Source organism: Hafnia alvei (assembly GCF_034424155.1).
GTDB lineage: Bacteria > Pseudomonadota > Gammaproteobacteria > Enterobacterales > Enterobacteriaceae > Hafnia > Hafnia alvei.
In genome coordinates, this window is record NZ_CP139992.1 from 2,258,441 (window position 1) to 2,273,997 (window position 15,557).

Consider the following 15,557-nt stretch of genomic DNA (forward strand, 5'->3'; position numbering starts at 1 on the left):
TTTTGCGACTGAAAGAGGATGCCGTGACTGATACTAATGTCATTTCGGGTGAACAGTTAAAAATTCAGGATGCTGTTTATGCTTTGCAGCTCGACGGCAAAGGCGGAAGCATTCCGGTTACGGATCTCACGCAGGCGACCTGCGAACATCCTTGCTGGCTGCATTTGGACTATGCTCGTGAAGAAACTCAACGCTGGCTGACAAGCTCTGTGCTGTTACCTGACTCCGTTCGCGAATGTCTGGCAGGCGAAAGCATGCGTCCGCGGGTGACTCGCTTGGGCGATGGCACCATGATTACGCTGCGTAGCATTAACTTCAATAACGATTCACGTCCCGACCAATTAGTGGTGATACGTCTCTATATGACGGGCAAGCTGGTGGTGTCGACGCGCCATCGTAAAGTGTATGCCATTGACGAAGTGCTGACCGATCTGCAAAACGGCACTGGTCCAGTAAGCAGCGGTGATTTATTAGTACAGGTCGCCGATGCGTTAACTGACCATGCCAGCGAATTCATTGAAGACCTGCATGACAAAATTATCGATCTTGAAGATAATCTGCTCGACCAACAGGTTCCTGAGCGTGGGCAGCTTGCGCTAATTCGCAAACAGCTGATTGTGCTACGTCGCTATATGGCTCCACAGCGTGATGTTTTTGCCCGCTTGGCCAGTGAGCGTTTACCGTGGATGACCGATGACGATCGTCGCCGCATGCAGGATATTTCAGATCGTTTAGGCCGTGGCTTGGATGACTTAGACGGCAGCATTGCGCGTACTGCTATTCTGGCTGATGAAATTTCAAACCTGATGGCGGATGCCATGAACCGCCGTACCTATACGATGTCGTTGCTGGCCATGCTTTTCCTGCCAACGACGTTTTTAACTGGGCTGTTTGGGGTGAACTTAGGTGGTATTCCTGGCAATACGTCGCCGGTTGCGTTTGCCACATTCTGCTTTTTGCTAGTTTTGTTGTGTATTTTCGTTGTGGTCTGGTTAAAACGTAGTAAATGGTTGTAAATACTCACGGCGAAATTTTTGTGGCAAATCAAAGAAATCGGTATGAATAGCCAAAACAGCCCGCGATATTGAGCCATATCAACATTTATCCTTTAGAGGTAGGGCAAACTTCATTTCGCAGGTGAATGCAACGCCAAGCGATGGGCGTTGCGCTCCATATTGTCTTACTTCCTAATTTTTTGAATTATTGCATAGCACATTTAATTCGTAACATGCCGACTTTTAGTCGGCATTTTTTTTTGCCTTCTCAAACCAACCTATTTCCACTACTGCCTTGCATATTTCGTTTTCCAACGAAGCATTACCTCTATAAACCGCTAACTTAACGCTTATCTACGGAGCGGAGAGAAATCATGATCGCGGTAATCTTTGAGGCAAAAACCAACTCAAATCAGCAGGAACGTTACTTACAGCTGGCTAGTGAACTCAGACCATTGTTAGAAGAGATCGAGGGGTTCATCGGTATCGAACGTTTTCAAAGTTTGAGTGTGCAAGGAAAAATCTTGTCACTGTCGTGGTGGCGTGATGAAAATGCGGTGTTAGCGTGGAAGAATAATATTTTCCACCAGGCTGCTCAGATTGAGGGACGTGAATCCATTTTCTTAAACTACACGATCCGAATTGCTCATGTTGCTAGGGCTTATTCTTCAGAAGATAGAGGATAGGCGAATATGCATGATATCCATATTGTGTTGAAAAATTCACCGGGTGAGTTGGCTTGGTTAAACAAGATCCTTGCACTTAATGGTATTGGGGTTGAAGGGGGATGTGTATTGGCGGTAGAAGAACATTGCCATGTGCATTTTCTGGTCAGTAATGGGCACCGAACCAAGGCCTTGCTCGAGAGCGAGGGGTTTCAAGTCTGTCATGTTCGGCGGCCTCTGATTATGAGAATTCAGCAGGTGCAGTTGAATGTTCTCGGTGAAATTGCAGCAGCGCTGTCGGCGAAAGGTATTAATCTTTTAGTCCATTATTGCGACCGTGCTAATCAACTTATTTTTATTACCGACAATGAGAAGATTGCCCTGCAGGCCACAGAATGTTGGGCCGCTGAAACCTAATTGGGATGCCAAAATATGAATGCTGAGCCGCTTGATAATGCTGATGCACTTGAGGTTTCTATGGCGGCGGTGGCTGCAGCAATGTCAGATCCTTCACGAGTTAAAATTCTTTGTGCGTTGATGGATGGGCGGGCATGGACGGCGACCGAACTGAGTGCCGTTACAGAGGTTGCGGCTTCTACTGCAAGCGCACATCTGAGCCGACTGCTGATGAATAAGTTAATTATTTGCCTTTCTCAAGGCAGGCATCGCTATTACCAACTGGCCGGAAACGAAACGGCAGAGCTCATTGAGATGATAATGGGGGTTTCGTGGCAGCGAAGCCCAGCTCAAAAAACACAAGCACCACTTGAGTTGCGAGAGTTAAGAACCTGCTACAACCATTTGGCTGGTGAGGTAGCGGTGAAAATATATGATTCGATGAGTCATGCTGGATGGTTCAATTCAGAAGGAACCGCATTAACGGATTTAGGTTTTAGCCAATTTAAAGAACTCGGCATCAATCTCAACAAGAATAGCAAACGTAAAGTTTGCTGTGGATGTCTGGACTGGAGTGAGCGTCGATTTCATCTTGGTGGCGATGCGGGGGCTGAACTGTTATTGCACTGCGAGCATAAACAATGGATACAAAGGGTTCCGGGTTTTCGCAAGGTTAACATAACGCCAGATGGCAGAAGGGCAATGGGGAAGCTTTTTAATATTGACGGTTAGCTTTCAAGTATAAAAAACGCCGCTTTACGCGGCGTTTAATCTATCTATGAACCATCATTTCACTTCAACGACGTCCAAACGTACCGCGTTATCGAAGTTTGGTGCATCTTCATCATCAGCCAATCCGACGGGGATTAGCGGCAACTCTTCGCGGTCAAAAGCCAAATCACCGCCGTCGACAACTTCGCCACCGTGCTGAATGCCTTTAAAATCAAACAGATTAATATCAGCAAGATGCGAAGGTACTACGTTCTGCATTGCGCTAAACATGGTTTCGATGCGGCCTGGATGACGACGATCCCAATCACGCAGCATATCTTTGATGACCTGACGCTGTAAATTCGGCTGTGAGCCACACAGGTTGCACGGGATGATTGGGAAAGCGCGTGCCTCAGCGAAACGTTCAATATCTTTTTCGCGGCAGTAAGCCAGCGGACGAATGACGATGTGCTTGCCGTCATCACTCATCAATTTAGGTGGCATACCTTTCAGCTTGCCGCCGTAGAACATGTTTAAGAACAGCGTTTGCAGCATGTCATCACGATGATGGCCTAATGCAATCTTAGTGGCGCCCAGTTCGGTCGCGGTGCGGTACAAGATCCCACGACGTAGACGAGAGCAGAGCGAGCAGGTGGTTTTGCCTTCTGGAATCTTTTCTTTAACTATGCCATAGGTATTTTCTTCTACGATTTTATATTCCACGCCGATGCTGTCTAAATAGGCAGGCAGGATATCTTCGGGGAAACCAGGCTGTTTCTGATCCAGATTCACGGCGACCAAGCTGAAATTGATAGGTGCACTTTGTTGCAGGTTGCGCAGGATTTCCAGCATGGTGTAGCTGTCTTTGCCACCGGATAAGCAAACCATAATACGGTCGCCTTCTTCGATCATGTTGTAATCGACGATGGCTTCACCCACGTTGCGGCGCAGGCGTTTTTGTAGCTTGCTGAGATTGTATTGTTCTTTCTTGTTGATGGTTTGTTCTTCTGACATTGAATATGTATCCGGTGTTATGAGGCTCGCAGGGTTAGGCACCCAACGTGCAATAATCATTTTCTGATCTGGCAGACTATCAGGCCTGATGGGCAAGGCCAACTGCATCTAACCTACGCGGCTATCGCCAGTTCTGCTTCGTGGCGTGTATGGTACGGATTACGGCGACGAATTCCAGCGAGTTTTACTGTGAGATTCTAGAAATTATCAATCCAAGAAATGAAAAGTAAGATCTTTGTTGATAACCCACTGATAGCTAGCTCTATATTGATATAATGACTCTTTAGAACAGTAATGGAAGTCTTTAATCTGGCTGCCAAACTTAAACTAGAATCGTACAGAATATTTTTTGAATTAAATAAACTGACCACTGAGAAACACACCAATGACCATAACGCTTCGTCATGAAACACCGCAGGATATCGATACCATAGAATCAGTTACCGCTAGCGCATTTTTAAATGCGGAACATACCGATCATAACGAGCATTTGATCGTTAACGCGCTCAGAGATGCCGGATCACTCACTCTTTCGCTGGTGGCGTTGGATACTCAATGCCTCAGTGATCAACACATCGTGGGGCACGCTTCTATTTCGCCTGTCACCATTAGCAGCGGTGAGTCAGGTTGGTATGGTTTAGCCCCGGTTTCCGTTATTCCTGATTTCCAAGGAAAAGGGATTGGTTCTATGTTAGTTAAACAAATTCTTACTGAATTAAAATCTCTCGGTGCAGCAGGGTGCGTCGTGCTCGGCGAGCCGGGCTTCTATGGCCGCTTTGGATTTGTTGCCGACGATTCGCTGGTTTTGCTAGGGGTTCCGGCTGAATATTTTCAGACCTTGGCATTTAAAGGACATGTTCCAGTGGGTACCGTTGAGTTTCATGCCGCATTTAGCGTAACGAACTAGGTTTATCCGCACTTACGAGCCGTAAAGTCCAAACTGTGGCTTTACCTATTTTCAACATAATGTTGAAAAAGTGATTTTTCGTTGATATTGTATCCTCCATTCTCTGCATGCGCTTCTGCGCCATCTGGTATTCAGCCTCTATGAAGACTTCGGTAACCGATCCTTGTATTTCTGATGTCACTGATCCGGCCATCATCAGTGAACGTACATTAGTTGTTAAAGTATTACGCAGCGCGCTGCAAATGCTGGGTTGCGTTGTAGGACGTAATACCGAAGTCGTATTGCATGATCTAACTAATCCTCAGAACTCAATATTGGCAATCGCGAATGGACATGTTTCTGGACGCCAAGTGGGCAGCTCTGTTTTAGCGGGGCCGCAAAATGATAGGGGCTTTTCTGCTGTGATGCAGGAGATCCAAGACGTTTCAAGCGATGAACCTTCTGTGGTGGGGGGTTATGAGACGTTGACTCGCTCGGGCAAAAAGCTGCGCAGTGCGACAGTGGTATACCGTGACGCTCAGGGACATCCGTTTGCCAGTTTATGTGTTAACTCTGACGTTAGCGGTATTGAGGCTGCTCAGGCGTGTTTAGCTCAGCTTTTGGCGACGGGCGCGCAGCACGAAAATCAGGCATCAGAGCCGCCCGATATGGAATATCTGATGACGGAAATTATTCAGGGCGCAATGCAGCAAAGCGGCACGAAAAACGGTGCCATGAATAAGAAGGCTAAGCTAGAGGCTGTACGTCAGATGCAGGATCGCGGCATATTTATTGTGAAAGGCGGAGTGGAGAAGGCCGCGAAGGCGCTGGGTGTCACTCGCTATACGATTTATAACTATCTGGAAGAAATCAGACAGAGCCAAACTATCGCCAAAGCTCAGACATCATCGAGGAAAAAATAATGCAAATTGAAATCTTTCAGGTAGATGCTTTTACTGCTCGTGCATTTGGCGGTAATCCTGCAGCCGTATGTCCGCTAGACGAATGGCTTGATGACAGCACTTTGCAGCAGATTGCGACGGAAAATAACTTGTCTGAAACCGCATTTTTTGTGCGTAATGGCGAAATGATAGAGCTGCGTTGGTTTACTCCGCTGGTTGAAGTTGATCTTTGTGGCCACGCCACGTTAGCCACAGCATGGGTGTTGTTCAACCATTTCAATGAAAAAAGCCGGGTGTTGAATTTTTCAACACGTAGCGGTGTGCTGAGTGTAACGCGCGACGGCGATTTTTTGGCAATGAACTTTCCTGCCAAAAATCCCGTTCAGGTTGATATTCCGGATGGGTTGGCTCAGGCGCTCAATCTATCAGTGCCTATTCGTGAAGTTTATAAGGCCGATGATTATATTGTGCTGGTAGATTCGCCTGACGATATCGAAAACCTTGAGCCAGATTTTTCTCTGCTAGCTAACTATCCCGTGCGCGGCGTAGTCGTTACGGCTGCAGGGAGTCAGTTTGATTTTGTTTCACGCTGGTTTGGCCCCAACGTTGGCGTGAATGAAGATCCTGTCACAGGATCTGCACATACCTGTCTGGCTCCAATTTGGGCAGAGAAAATGGGTAAGAGCATTCTTACCGCTCAGCAAGGTGGAAAACGGAAAGGGCAGTTACGTTGCCAATTGCATACTCACGCCAGCGGAGAGTCGCGCGTGATTATCAGCGGGCAAGTGGTGCTTTATCTCCACGGGACGATAACGGTTTAATTTCTAACTTACCTAAAGGTGAAAATAATGACGATAAATATTCATCGATTTGCCAGTGAATTACCTTTTCCGTTTGCTAAAGCCGTACAAGCTGGCGATTTTCTGTTTTTATCAGGACAGGTTTCAATGTCTGCAGAAGGTAAGCCGATTTACGGCAGCGTTGCGGAGCAAACTGAAAATATCATGCAAAGCATCGCAAAAACATTAAGCGACTGCGGCTCTGATTTAGATTCAGTGGTTAAAGTGACAGTCTGGCTATCGGACATGAAACATTTCGCAGAATTTAACCAAGTCTATGCAACCTATTTCAAGCAAGGTTTTCCTGCGAGATCGGCAATTAGCTGTGATCTTGTGATGGGATTAGATGTTGAGGTTGAAGTGCAGGCCGTCATCAAAAAATAATCAATATTTATAATAAAAAGGCCTGCAAATTTGCAGGCCTTTTTATATTTGAAATTCTATTTATACACTGAAAACTTCTTGGTAATCGGTTTTAGTGCTTCAGAATCGCCAAACAATGCAATAGCAATAAAGTCTAGCTTATCGAGTTCGGTATTTAGCGTGTCTGAAATTTGCTGTTCAGCGGAATGAGAAAGCATTGTACTCGTAAAGAAATTATAAGTAATACCCGCTTCATTAGCTTTCTGAGTCGCCGTGGCCAGTTGACTACTATTTTTAGCCTGTAATACAACGACAGGATAGTGGCTCAAGTTGGCTTTTAATCCACTGCTGGCATTTTGATATTCATCAAACACGTTTCCTTCGGCACAGACTGTAATTCCAGAACTAAGATGGCAGGCTGCATTCATCAGCGTACTGACTTCATGATTTCGATTAAGAATAACATAAAGTTTCTTTTCGTTATCTTCGTACATTTTATTTTCTCATTTAGATATATGTATTTAAATATATACAATCAAATGGATTGATTCAATTATTATATTAAATTTATTATCGATGATGTTTTTATTTGGATGCAAAAAATGAGTGTTTAAAAAAAGATATCAGTTTTTAGTTCGAATGTTAGTGGGAGAGTGTTGCGGTGTGTAAAAAAGAAAGCCGCAACAAATATATGTTGCGGCATAACATTAGCCTTGATGTGGCATCAAAGAAGGGTCCGCAACCACGGCGGGTTTGTGGCTAACAAGGGCCTGTTCATCTTGAGAAATGCTTCCGCTGTTGTCAGCCCAAGTGCCTTCCATTGTTTTTGTAACTTTCTGATGTTGATAGTTTAAATCTTGATTTTGAGCTGCAATGTGCGTGCTTTCTGTACCGCCGCTATTGTCGGCCCATGGGATCTGCATGTCTGCGGCGAACGCAGTACTGGCTGTTACTGTAGCGAATACAACAGATAAAATTAGCTTTTTCATACAATGCCTTATTTTGAAATTACAATATATTTCTATGGCGTCCATTGCTGTGTTGGAAATTTCCTTATTTGATAGGCTTATTCTCGCGCTTATTGACTATGAATAAAACCTATTAAGTGTAGCCTTATGTATATATTCGTTTCATTTATGAAATGCATAAAACATGATATTTTTAAATTTTAAAGGCATATGGTTTTTTGTTATTTACTTTGAGTAATTAAAAAGCCACCCGAAGGTGGCTTTAAGCAGAATGCTGAAAAAAGATTAGAACTGATAAACTAAACCAACAGCGACTACGTCATCGGTAGAGATGCCGTTCTCTTTATAGAAGCTATCATCGTTGTCTAACAGGTTAATTTTATAATCAACATAGGTAGACATATTTTTGTTGAAGTAATAGGTTGTACCCACAGAAACGTATTTAACTAAATCTTTGTCACCAATGCTATTTGCTGATGTTTGCGCGTTAGCGGTGTAAAGATCTTTGCCTTTAGACTGCAGGTAGGAAACTTCTGGACGCAGGCCAAAATCGAACTGGTATTGTGCTGTGACTTCAAAGTTTTGAGTTTTATTCGCAATCTGATTGCTATCACCATATGGCGTCATGTTGTTAGTTTCAGCATACATAGTCGCTAAATAGACGTTGTTAGCATCATATTTCAGACCAACAGTCCATGCGTCAGCTTTGTCGCCGCGAGCGGTAGATAGATTGGTTTGTTGGTCGGTACGATCGGAGGAAGCATAGCTTGCACCAGCGCTAATACCCATGCCGAAGTCATAAGTCGTCGATAATCCGTAGCCGTCACCGTTCTGATGCTGAACGTCACGTGAGTTATTGCTCAGTTTTTCATTGTCATTATTGGTGCCGTCATTTTTACCTTGATACTGTACTGCAACGTTCAGACCATCAACTAAACCAAAGAAACCAGTATTACGGTAAGTTGCCACGCCGTTTGCACGGCCGGTCATGAAGTTATCAGCCTGAGTATAAGAGTCGCCCCCAAACTCTGGCAGCATATCGGTCCAGCCTTCAACGTCGTACAGCACGCCGTAGTTACGGCCATAGTCGAATGAACCGTAGTCGCCGAACTTCAGGCCGGCAAAGCCTAAACGAGTAAAGTTACCGTCGCTGCCATTACCTTCAGTGTTATTTACCTGAACGTTATATTCCCACTGGCCATAACCGGTCAGTTGGTCTGTAATCTGAGTTTCACCCTTGAAGCCAACACGTACGTAAGACTGGTCGCCATCTTTGCTTGAGTCGTCAGAGAAATAATGCAGGCCATCAACTTTGCCATACAAATCTAATTTGTTGCCGTCTTTATTATAAACTTCAGCTGAGTGAGCTGCGCCTGCTGCCAACAGAGCGGGAATAACCATCGCCAAAACTTTTCTTTTCATGATAAAATCCTTGTTATTTTTCGTGTGAATAAAAAACACTTAATCATAGGTTTTAATTAATCATTACAGCCATTAGATGCTAACGATTAAGTTCCATTTATCTGTAAATGTAATTTGTAATAAGATGGCTGGAATTAATAATAAAAATGTCATTGGTTACCTTGATTGAATCAATGAATGCTTTAGTCATGATTAATTAATTGGTAATTTTCAGTTAATTCAATGTGGGTTTATTTTTAATTGCAAATGGTTTACTTCTTGTTTTGTATTGTTGGTCACACTTTGTTTTATCTTTTTATAATAAAAAAGCAGACCGAAGTCTGCTTTTATTTATAGTTTGAATATATGCTTAAGCCGCATTTTCTGGGGTGATAATAGGGCGCTGAATGGGAACGTTGAGATACGTCATAATGCCGTCGGCGGCATGTCTTCCCTCGGCAATGGCTGTTACAACTAGGTCTGCACCGCGCACTGCATCACCACCGGCAAATATTTTTTTATTGCTGGTTTGATAAGGAATAGCCGTCTCGACGCTGGCGACAATTCGGCCCCATTGATCCAGTTTTACGTTTTCTGCTTCGAGCCAAGGCATCTTATGTGGGTTAAAACCAAAGGCGATGACCACGGCATCGGCAGGCATGACGAACTCGGAGCCGGGAACCGGTTTAGGTCGACGGCGTCCTGCGGCATCAGGTTCACCCATAACGGTTCTTAGCATGCGAATGCCGGTAACGCGCCCATCATTATCGATTTCAATACTTAGCGGCTGCACGTTAAATTCAAATTCAACGCCTTCTTCACGGGCATTTTTAACCTCTTTCTTCGAGCCTGGCATATTGGCTTCATCGCGGCGATAGGCGCAGGTTACCGTTTCTGCACCGTGGCGAATGGAGGTGCGTACGCAGTCCATTGCGGTGTCTCCGCCGCCCAGCACCACAACACGTTTGTTTGCCATATTGATGTAGGGTTCTTCTGGGAGCTCCGGCAATCCCATTACCTGCTTGGTATTTGCAATCAAGAAAGGTAGGGCATCGTACACGCCTTCAGCGTCCTCGTTTTCTAAACCGGCTTTCATTGATTGGTAGGTGCCTGCACCGACAAATACCGCATCGTAGCTCTCAAGTAATTCATTAAGCGTAATGTCACGGCCGATTTCAGTGTTTAAATGGAACTCAATGCCCATCGCAGTAAATATTTCTCGGCGATGTGCCAGAATAGATTTATCCAGTTTGAACGAAGGAATACCAAAGGTCAGCAGCCCGCCGATTTCAGGATGACGGTCATAAACGACGGCTTTAATCCCGTTGCGCGCCAAAATATCCGCACAGCCTAACCCCGCGGGACCCGCACCGATGATCGCAACGCGTTTATCTACCGGTTTCACATAGGAAAGATCGGGTGTCCATCCCATTTCAAAGGCCTTGTCTGATATGAAACGTTCGATGTTGCCCACGGTGACAGCGCCGAACTCTTTACCCAATGTGCATGAGCCTTCACACAGACGATCCTGCGGACAAACTCGTCCGGTGACTTCTGGCAGACAGTTTGTTTGATGCGAAAGCTCAACGGCTTCCAGAATTCGGCCTTCTTTGACCAGTTTTACCCAATGCGGTATCCGGTTGTGTAATGGGCATGTCCATTCACACACGCTGTGGCTTCCGCAAGATAGACAACGGCTGGCTTGCCCGCTGGCTTCTTCCTCACTGAAGGTGGGATAGATCTCAACGAATGTAGCCTTGCGAATTGCAATCGGCTTTTTCACCGGGTCATGCCGCGCAGGGGTGCTCAGCATCTGCGGTACTTTACTTGGCTTCGCGGAGCGATTCGGCATCACGATAGGCGCTGCTGATTGGAGTACCTTGCTGGCGCTGCCGTCAAAGAGTAAGCCTGAGTCATCGTTCAGCATGGCGCGCAGCTGACGCTGGCGACGCAGGTTATTCAGCGTTTCATCGTCGATCAGTTTTAATGCATTGCTTGGGCAACTGGTGACGCAGGATGGGGCATCGGCGACGCCTGCGCATAGATCACATTTGTGGGCGTTAGCGATAACACCGTCAGGCAATGTTTCGGTGGGCGCTGGCTGGGTAATCACTTCCATAGCACCAAAAGGGCAGGCCACGACGCAGGTTTTACAGCCAATGCATTTCTCTTGAATAACTTGAATACTGTTGTCACGTTTTTCGATCGCGTGGTTAGGGCACACGTTGGCGCAAGGTGCATCTTCACAGTGACGGCATAACACCGCCGTGTGTTTGTGCTCAAGTTTGAGCACGTGAATTCTTGGCTGGAATTGTGCAGGGGTTAGCACATGTTCGCCGTGATTATGTGCCATCACACAGGCAACTTCACAGGCCCGGCAACCGATGCAGTTTTTAGCATCAGCAATAACAAATCGATTCATAACGACCTCACCCACGTCCGGTTAAAATTATTAGTTTTGTTCCGGTGATGCACATAGCATGCAAAGATTAGGGAAAATGACTTATTGAAGGCTAAGGAATTAGCCAATTGTGCAACGTATCACATTTACCCCATGGTTATTGCTCAAAAGAGCAGCAATAACAAAGCGAAGATGCGCTGAATCAATTTTCAATCGTCATAGATTTTGGATTTGTTTATTCGCGATATCAAAATGACACATGAATGTTATTTGATATGTAGTTATTGATAATCAAAACAGATAATTAATTATTTCAGACTGAAACCTTTCAGCCTTGAAATAGTAAATAAGAATATTAGGAAATTTGGCGCTGGCTTATTTAATCACCTTTATGGAGGTAATAAAAAAGCGATGCCAAAATGACATCGCTTTTAGGGTTACTCGCTAATGAATGCTTATTCGTCGCTATCGGTAATCGGTTTACCCGCCATTTGGCTTAAGAACTCAAAGCGTTTTTTCAGATCGGCAGCAGCATCACGATACAACTGCTGAGCGACTTCGGGTTCTTGCGTATTCAAGCGGCGGAAACGCTGTTCCTTGAGCAAGGTATCTGCCAGATCGATGGACGGCGGACGAGAGTCCAGCGCCAACGGCAGTTTGCCTTCATCACTGCGGCGCGGATCAAAGCGATAGAGCGGCCAGAATCCGGTGGCGGTGAGCTGTTTCATTTGTTCATGGCTGTAGGCCAGATCGTAGCCGTGCTCTTCACAAGGACTGTATGCAATGATTAAGGATGGCCCAGGATAGGCCTCAGCTTCTTGAATGGCTTTCACCGTTTGGTTAAGCTGCGCCCCCAAAGAAATTTGTGCAACGTATACGTGACCATACATCATCATGCTGACGCCTAAATCTTTGCGCGCCTTACGTTTCCCATGCTCACCAAATTTTGTCACCGCGCCCAATGGCGTAGCCTTGGATTGCTGACCGCCGGTATTGGAGTAGCACTGGGTATCCAGCACTAATACGTTGATGTTTTCGGTCAGGCTCAAGACATGATCGAGCCCTCCGAAACCAATATCGTAGGCCCAGCCATCACCACCGATAAGCCAAACCGATTTATCAACCAGATAGTCGGCGTCGGTGATTAACTGACGAGCGTCGTCAGAGTCGATTTTCTGCAATTCAGTACGCAGTTTTTCAACCTGAATACGACGTTCTTCGATCGGCAAGTCGGGCTGATGAAGCTCATTAAGCAACTCTGGCGGCAACTGCTCAGCTAAGCTGTCTAACAGGCGGTTAACGCGCTGGCGATGCTGATCGATGGTTAAACGGAAGCCAAGACCAAACTCAGCGTTGTCTTCAAACAGCGAGTTGGCCCAAGCAGGACCACGGCCATCTGCGTTAGTGGTGTACGGCGTGGTCGGTAAATTACCGCCATAAATCGATGAACAACCCGTTGCGTTAGCAATCAGGAGGCGATCACCATACAGCTGAGTTAGCAGCTTAATGTAAGGCGTTTCACCACAGCCGGAACAGGCACCCGAGTACTCGAACAGCGGTGAAATCAGCTGTGAAGTACGGATATCAATACGCTCGATTTTACTGCGTTCGATCTCTGGCAGTTCTAAGAAGAAGTCAAAATTCGCTTTCTCTTCGGCCAAATGCTCTAAGCGCGGCTTCATGTTAATCGCTTTAATTTCAGGATTTTGGCGATCTTTCGCTGGGCACACTTCAACGCACAGATTACAGCCGGTGCAGTCTTCAGGCGCAACCTGCAACACGTATTTCTGTCCACGCATGTCACGCGCTTTGACGTCCAACGAATTCAGTGATTCAGGTGCATTTTCCATCTCGTCAGGGGAAACGACTTTGGCACGAATTGCAGAATGCGGGCAGGCAGCAACGCAGTGGTTACATTGGGTACACAGCGGTGCTTCCCAAATTGGGATCTCTTCGGCGATGTTGCGTTTTTCCCAACGGGTGGTGCCCGTTGGCCAAGTGCCATCCGGCGGGAAGGCCGATACCGGTAAAGCATCGCCCAAACCAGCTAGCATGGCGGCGGTAACGGTTTTCACAAAATCAGGCGCTTCATCGGAGACTACCGGTGGGCGCATGGCGCTGGTGTCATCAATAGGCTGTAGCGGAATGGCCGTTAATGCGGTACGTGAAACCGCCAGAGCCTGCCAGTTGCGCTCAACGATTTCATTGCCTTTGCTGCTATAGCTGCGCGTGATGGCATCTTGCAGCAGTTTAAGGGCATCGTCGCTCGGTAACACGTTGGTCAGATGGAAGAATGCCATCTGCATAACGGTATTGATGCGGGCACCGAGTTTGCATTCACGGGCAATCTTCGCCGCATTGATAATGTATACCTTGGCCTGACGCTGATGCAGCAACGCTTGCACATCTTTAGGCAGGTTATGCCAGATCTCATCGGCGCTGTAAGGCGTATTGATGAGGAAAACGCCGCCTGGTTTCAGACGTTCGACCATTTGGTATTTTTCAATGAACTGCCACTGATGGCAGCCAATGAAATCAGCTTGGCTAATTAGGTAGGCTGAATTGATCGGGTTATCGCTCACGCGTAGGTGAGAGACCGTCAAGCCGCCGGCTTTTTTGGAGTCGTAAACAAAATAGCCTTGGGCATAAAGCGGAGTACTGTTACCAATGATCTTGATGTTGTTCTTGGTGGCAGACACCGTGCCGTCGCTGCCTAAACCATAGAAGAGCGCTTCCAAACGTGTGCGCTGCGGCAGAAGTTCGTCGCTCAGCGGCAGAGATAGTCCGGTCACATCATCAAAGATGCCCACGGTAAAGCGTGGACGAGGGTTATCAAGTTTCAGTTCGTTAAATACGGCTAGCGCGCAGTCAGGGCCAAATTCCTTGGAGGAGAGTCCGTAGCGCCCGCCGATAACGCGAGGCAATGTGTTGCGCTCGCCCCGGCTAAATGATTCAGCCAAGGCAGTCATTACATCAAGATACAGCGGCTCAGCTAACGCGCCCGGTTCTTTGGTTCGATCCAATACTGCAATGCGTGTTGCGGTGCTTGGCAGCACTTTCAGCAGATGTTCGGCAGAGAAAGGGCGGAACAAACGCACTTTCAGCACGCCGACTTTTTCATCTCGGCTGAGAAGGGTATCAACGACTTCTTCACAGGTGCCAATAGCGGAGCCCATCAGGATCACAACACGCTCAGCTTCTGGGTGACCGTAATATTCAAATGGCTGATAGTGACGACCGGTCACCTCACCAAATGCCTGCATGGCATCGGCGACGTGCTGATAGGTTTCTTGGTAATAAGGATTGGTGGCTTCGCGTGACTGGAAATAAGTATCAGGGTTAGCTGAGGTTCCGCGGATCACCGGATGATCTGGCGTTAAAGCGCGTGCACGGTGCGCATCGATGGCGTCTTGCGGCATCAATGACTTAATGGTGTCGTCCGAAAGCGGAACGATTTTATTGATTTCATGAGAGGTACGAAAACCATCAAAGAAATGAATAAAAGGAACGCGACTGTTAAGCGTCGCTATATGGGAAATCAGCGCGAAATCTTGTGCTTCCTGCACGCTGTTGGCGCACAGCATGGCGCACCCAGTTTGGCGAACCGCCATGACGTCTGAATGGTCGCCAAAAATAGACAATGCGTGTGTTGCAACGGTTCGCGCCGCAACGTGCAGGACGAAGGGAATTAGCTGGCCTGCAACTTTGTACAGGTTGGGGATCATCAGCAGCAATCCCTGCGATGATGTAAACGATGTCGCCAAAGCGCCCGTTTGCAATGCGCCATGAACGGTGGCTATCGCCCCGCCTTCAGACTGCATTTCAACGACGCGTGGGATGTCGCCCCAGATATTGCGGCGTCCATCGCCTGACCAAGAATCTGCTTGTTCCGCCATGGTTGAGCTTGGCGTAATAGGGTATATAGCGATAACTTCACTGGCTCGAAAAGCCACTGAAGCCACTGCGTTATTACCATCAGTGGTGATCATTAAATGTACCTTTTGTTGCTCACAACG

General features: G+C 46.7%; 14 protein-coding genes. 8 read left to right on the forward strand and 6 right to left on the reverse strand.

Features of this window, described 5'->3' with window-relative positions; translation table 11 throughout:
* Nucleotides 1-8 precede the first annotated feature (8 nt).
* The 4 genes from zntB to U0008_RS10615 all read left to right on the forward strand — a co-directional run bounded on the left by zntB (nucleotide 9) and on the right by U0008_RS10615 (nucleotide 2,788).
* The gene (gene zntB / locus U0008_RS10600; protein WP_369828321.1) at nucleotides 9-1,016 is read left to right on the forward strand and encodes a zinc transporter ZntB; all 1,008 of its coding nucleotides are present in this window, start codon (nucleotides 9-11) and stop codon (nucleotides 1,014-1,016) included.
* A 353-nt stretch (nucleotides 1,017-1,369) separates the two neighbouring features.
* Nucleotides 1,370-1,681 carry an antibiotic biosynthesis monooxygenase family protein gene (locus U0008_RS10605; protein ID WP_025801303.1) on the forward strand — a complete coding sequence of 104 codons (312 nt, stop codon included), beginning with the start codon at nucleotides 1,370-1,372 and terminating at the stop codon, nucleotides 1,679-1,681.
* Between the two features lie 6 nt (nucleotides 1,682-1,687).
* Nucleotides 1,688-2,077: an ACT domain-containing protein gene (locus tag U0008_RS10610; RefSeq protein WP_043493164.1), complete on the forward strand. Its 390-nt coding sequence runs from the start codon at nucleotides 1,688-1,690 to the stop codon at nucleotides 2,075-2,077.
* A gap of 15 nt (nucleotides 2,078-2,092) precedes the next feature.
* Nucleotides 2,093-2,788: an ArsR/SmtB family transcription factor gene (locus tag U0008_RS10615; protein WP_043493165.1), complete on the forward strand. Its 696-nt coding sequence runs from the start codon at nucleotides 2,093-2,095 to the stop codon at nucleotides 2,786-2,788.
* 54 nt (nucleotides 2,789-2,842) lie between these two features.
* On the opposite strand, the gene ttcA is transcribed toward U0008_RS10615, so the two are convergent.
* Nucleotides 2,843-3,781, reverse strand: a complete 939-nt coding sequence (ttcA, locus tag U0008_RS10620; RefSeq protein WP_043493166.1) for a tRNA 2-thiocytidine(32) synthetase TtcA — start codon at nucleotides 3,779-3,781, stop codon at nucleotides 2,843-2,845.
* Nucleotides 3,782-4,166: 385 nt separating this feature from the next.
* On the opposite strand from ttcA, the gene U0008_RS10625 reads away from it, so the two are divergent.
* The 4 genes from U0008_RS10625 (at nucleotide 4,167) to U0008_RS10640 (ending at nucleotide 6,792) form a co-directional block, all read left to right on the forward strand.
* Nucleotides 4,167-4,688, forward strand: a complete 522-nt coding sequence (locus U0008_RS10625; RefSeq protein WP_043493167.1) for a GNAT family N-acetyltransferase — start codon at nucleotides 4,167-4,169, stop codon at nucleotides 4,686-4,688.
* Between the two features lie 140 nt (nucleotides 4,689-4,828).
* Nucleotides 4,829-5,590, forward strand: coding sequence for a helix-turn-helix transcriptional regulator (locus tag U0008_RS10630; protein ID WP_043493368.1), 762 nt, complete (start codon nucleotides 4,829-4,831; stop codon nucleotides 5,588-5,590).
* Nucleotides 5,590-6,390, forward strand: coding sequence for a PhzF family phenazine biosynthesis protein (locus U0008_RS10635; RefSeq protein ID WP_043493168.1), 801 nt, complete (start codon nucleotides 5,590-5,592; stop codon nucleotides 6,388-6,390). Before U0008_RS10630 ends, U0008_RS10635 begins: the two co-directional genes overlap by 1 nt.
* A gap of 27 nt (nucleotides 6,391-6,417) precedes the next feature.
* The gene (locus U0008_RS10640; protein ID WP_043493169.1) at nucleotides 6,418-6,792 is read left to right on the forward strand and encodes a RidA family protein; all 375 of its coding nucleotides are present in this window, start codon (nucleotides 6,418-6,420) and stop codon (nucleotides 6,790-6,792) included.
* 56 nt (nucleotides 6,793-6,848) lie between these two features.
* Here U0008_RS10640 and U0008_RS10645 read toward each other — a convergent pair whose 3' ends face one another.
* The 5 genes from U0008_RS10645 to nifJ form a co-directional block, all read right to left on the reverse strand.
* Nucleotides 6,849-7,265, reverse strand: coding sequence for a DUF2000 domain-containing protein (locus U0008_RS10645; RefSeq protein WP_043493170.1), 417 nt, complete (start codon nucleotides 7,263-7,265; stop codon nucleotides 6,849-6,851).
* A 213-nt stretch (nucleotides 7,266-7,478) separates the two neighbouring features.
* Nucleotides 7,479-7,760 (reverse strand): hypothetical protein, encoded by a 282-nt coding sequence (locus tag U0008_RS10650; RefSeq protein WP_025801314.1) that lies wholly within the window; start codon nucleotides 7,758-7,760, stop codon nucleotides 7,479-7,481.
* Between the two features lie 264 nt (nucleotides 7,761-8,024).
* The gene (ompC, locus tag U0008_RS10655; RefSeq protein WP_043493171.1) at nucleotides 8,025-9,161 is read right to left on the reverse strand and encodes a porin OmpC; all 1,137 of its coding nucleotides are present in this window, start codon (nucleotides 9,159-9,161) and stop codon (nucleotides 8,025-8,027) included.
* Nucleotides 9,162-9,510: 349 nt separating this feature from the next.
* Complete coding sequence (gene aegA / locus U0008_RS10660; protein WP_043493172.1) at nucleotides 9,511-11,562, reverse strand: formate-dependent uric acid utilization protein AegA; 2,052 nt, start codon at nucleotides 11,560-11,562, stop codon at nucleotides 9,511-9,513.
* 434 nt (nucleotides 11,563-11,996) lie between these two features.
* Nucleotides 11,997-15,530 carry a pyruvate:ferredoxin (flavodoxin) oxidoreductase gene (nifJ, locus tag U0008_RS10665; RefSeq protein ID WP_043493173.1) on the reverse strand — a complete coding sequence of 1,178 codons (3,534 nt, stop codon included), beginning with the start codon at nucleotides 15,528-15,530 and terminating at the stop codon, nucleotides 11,997-11,999.
* Nucleotides 15,531-15,557 lie beyond the last annotated feature (27 nt).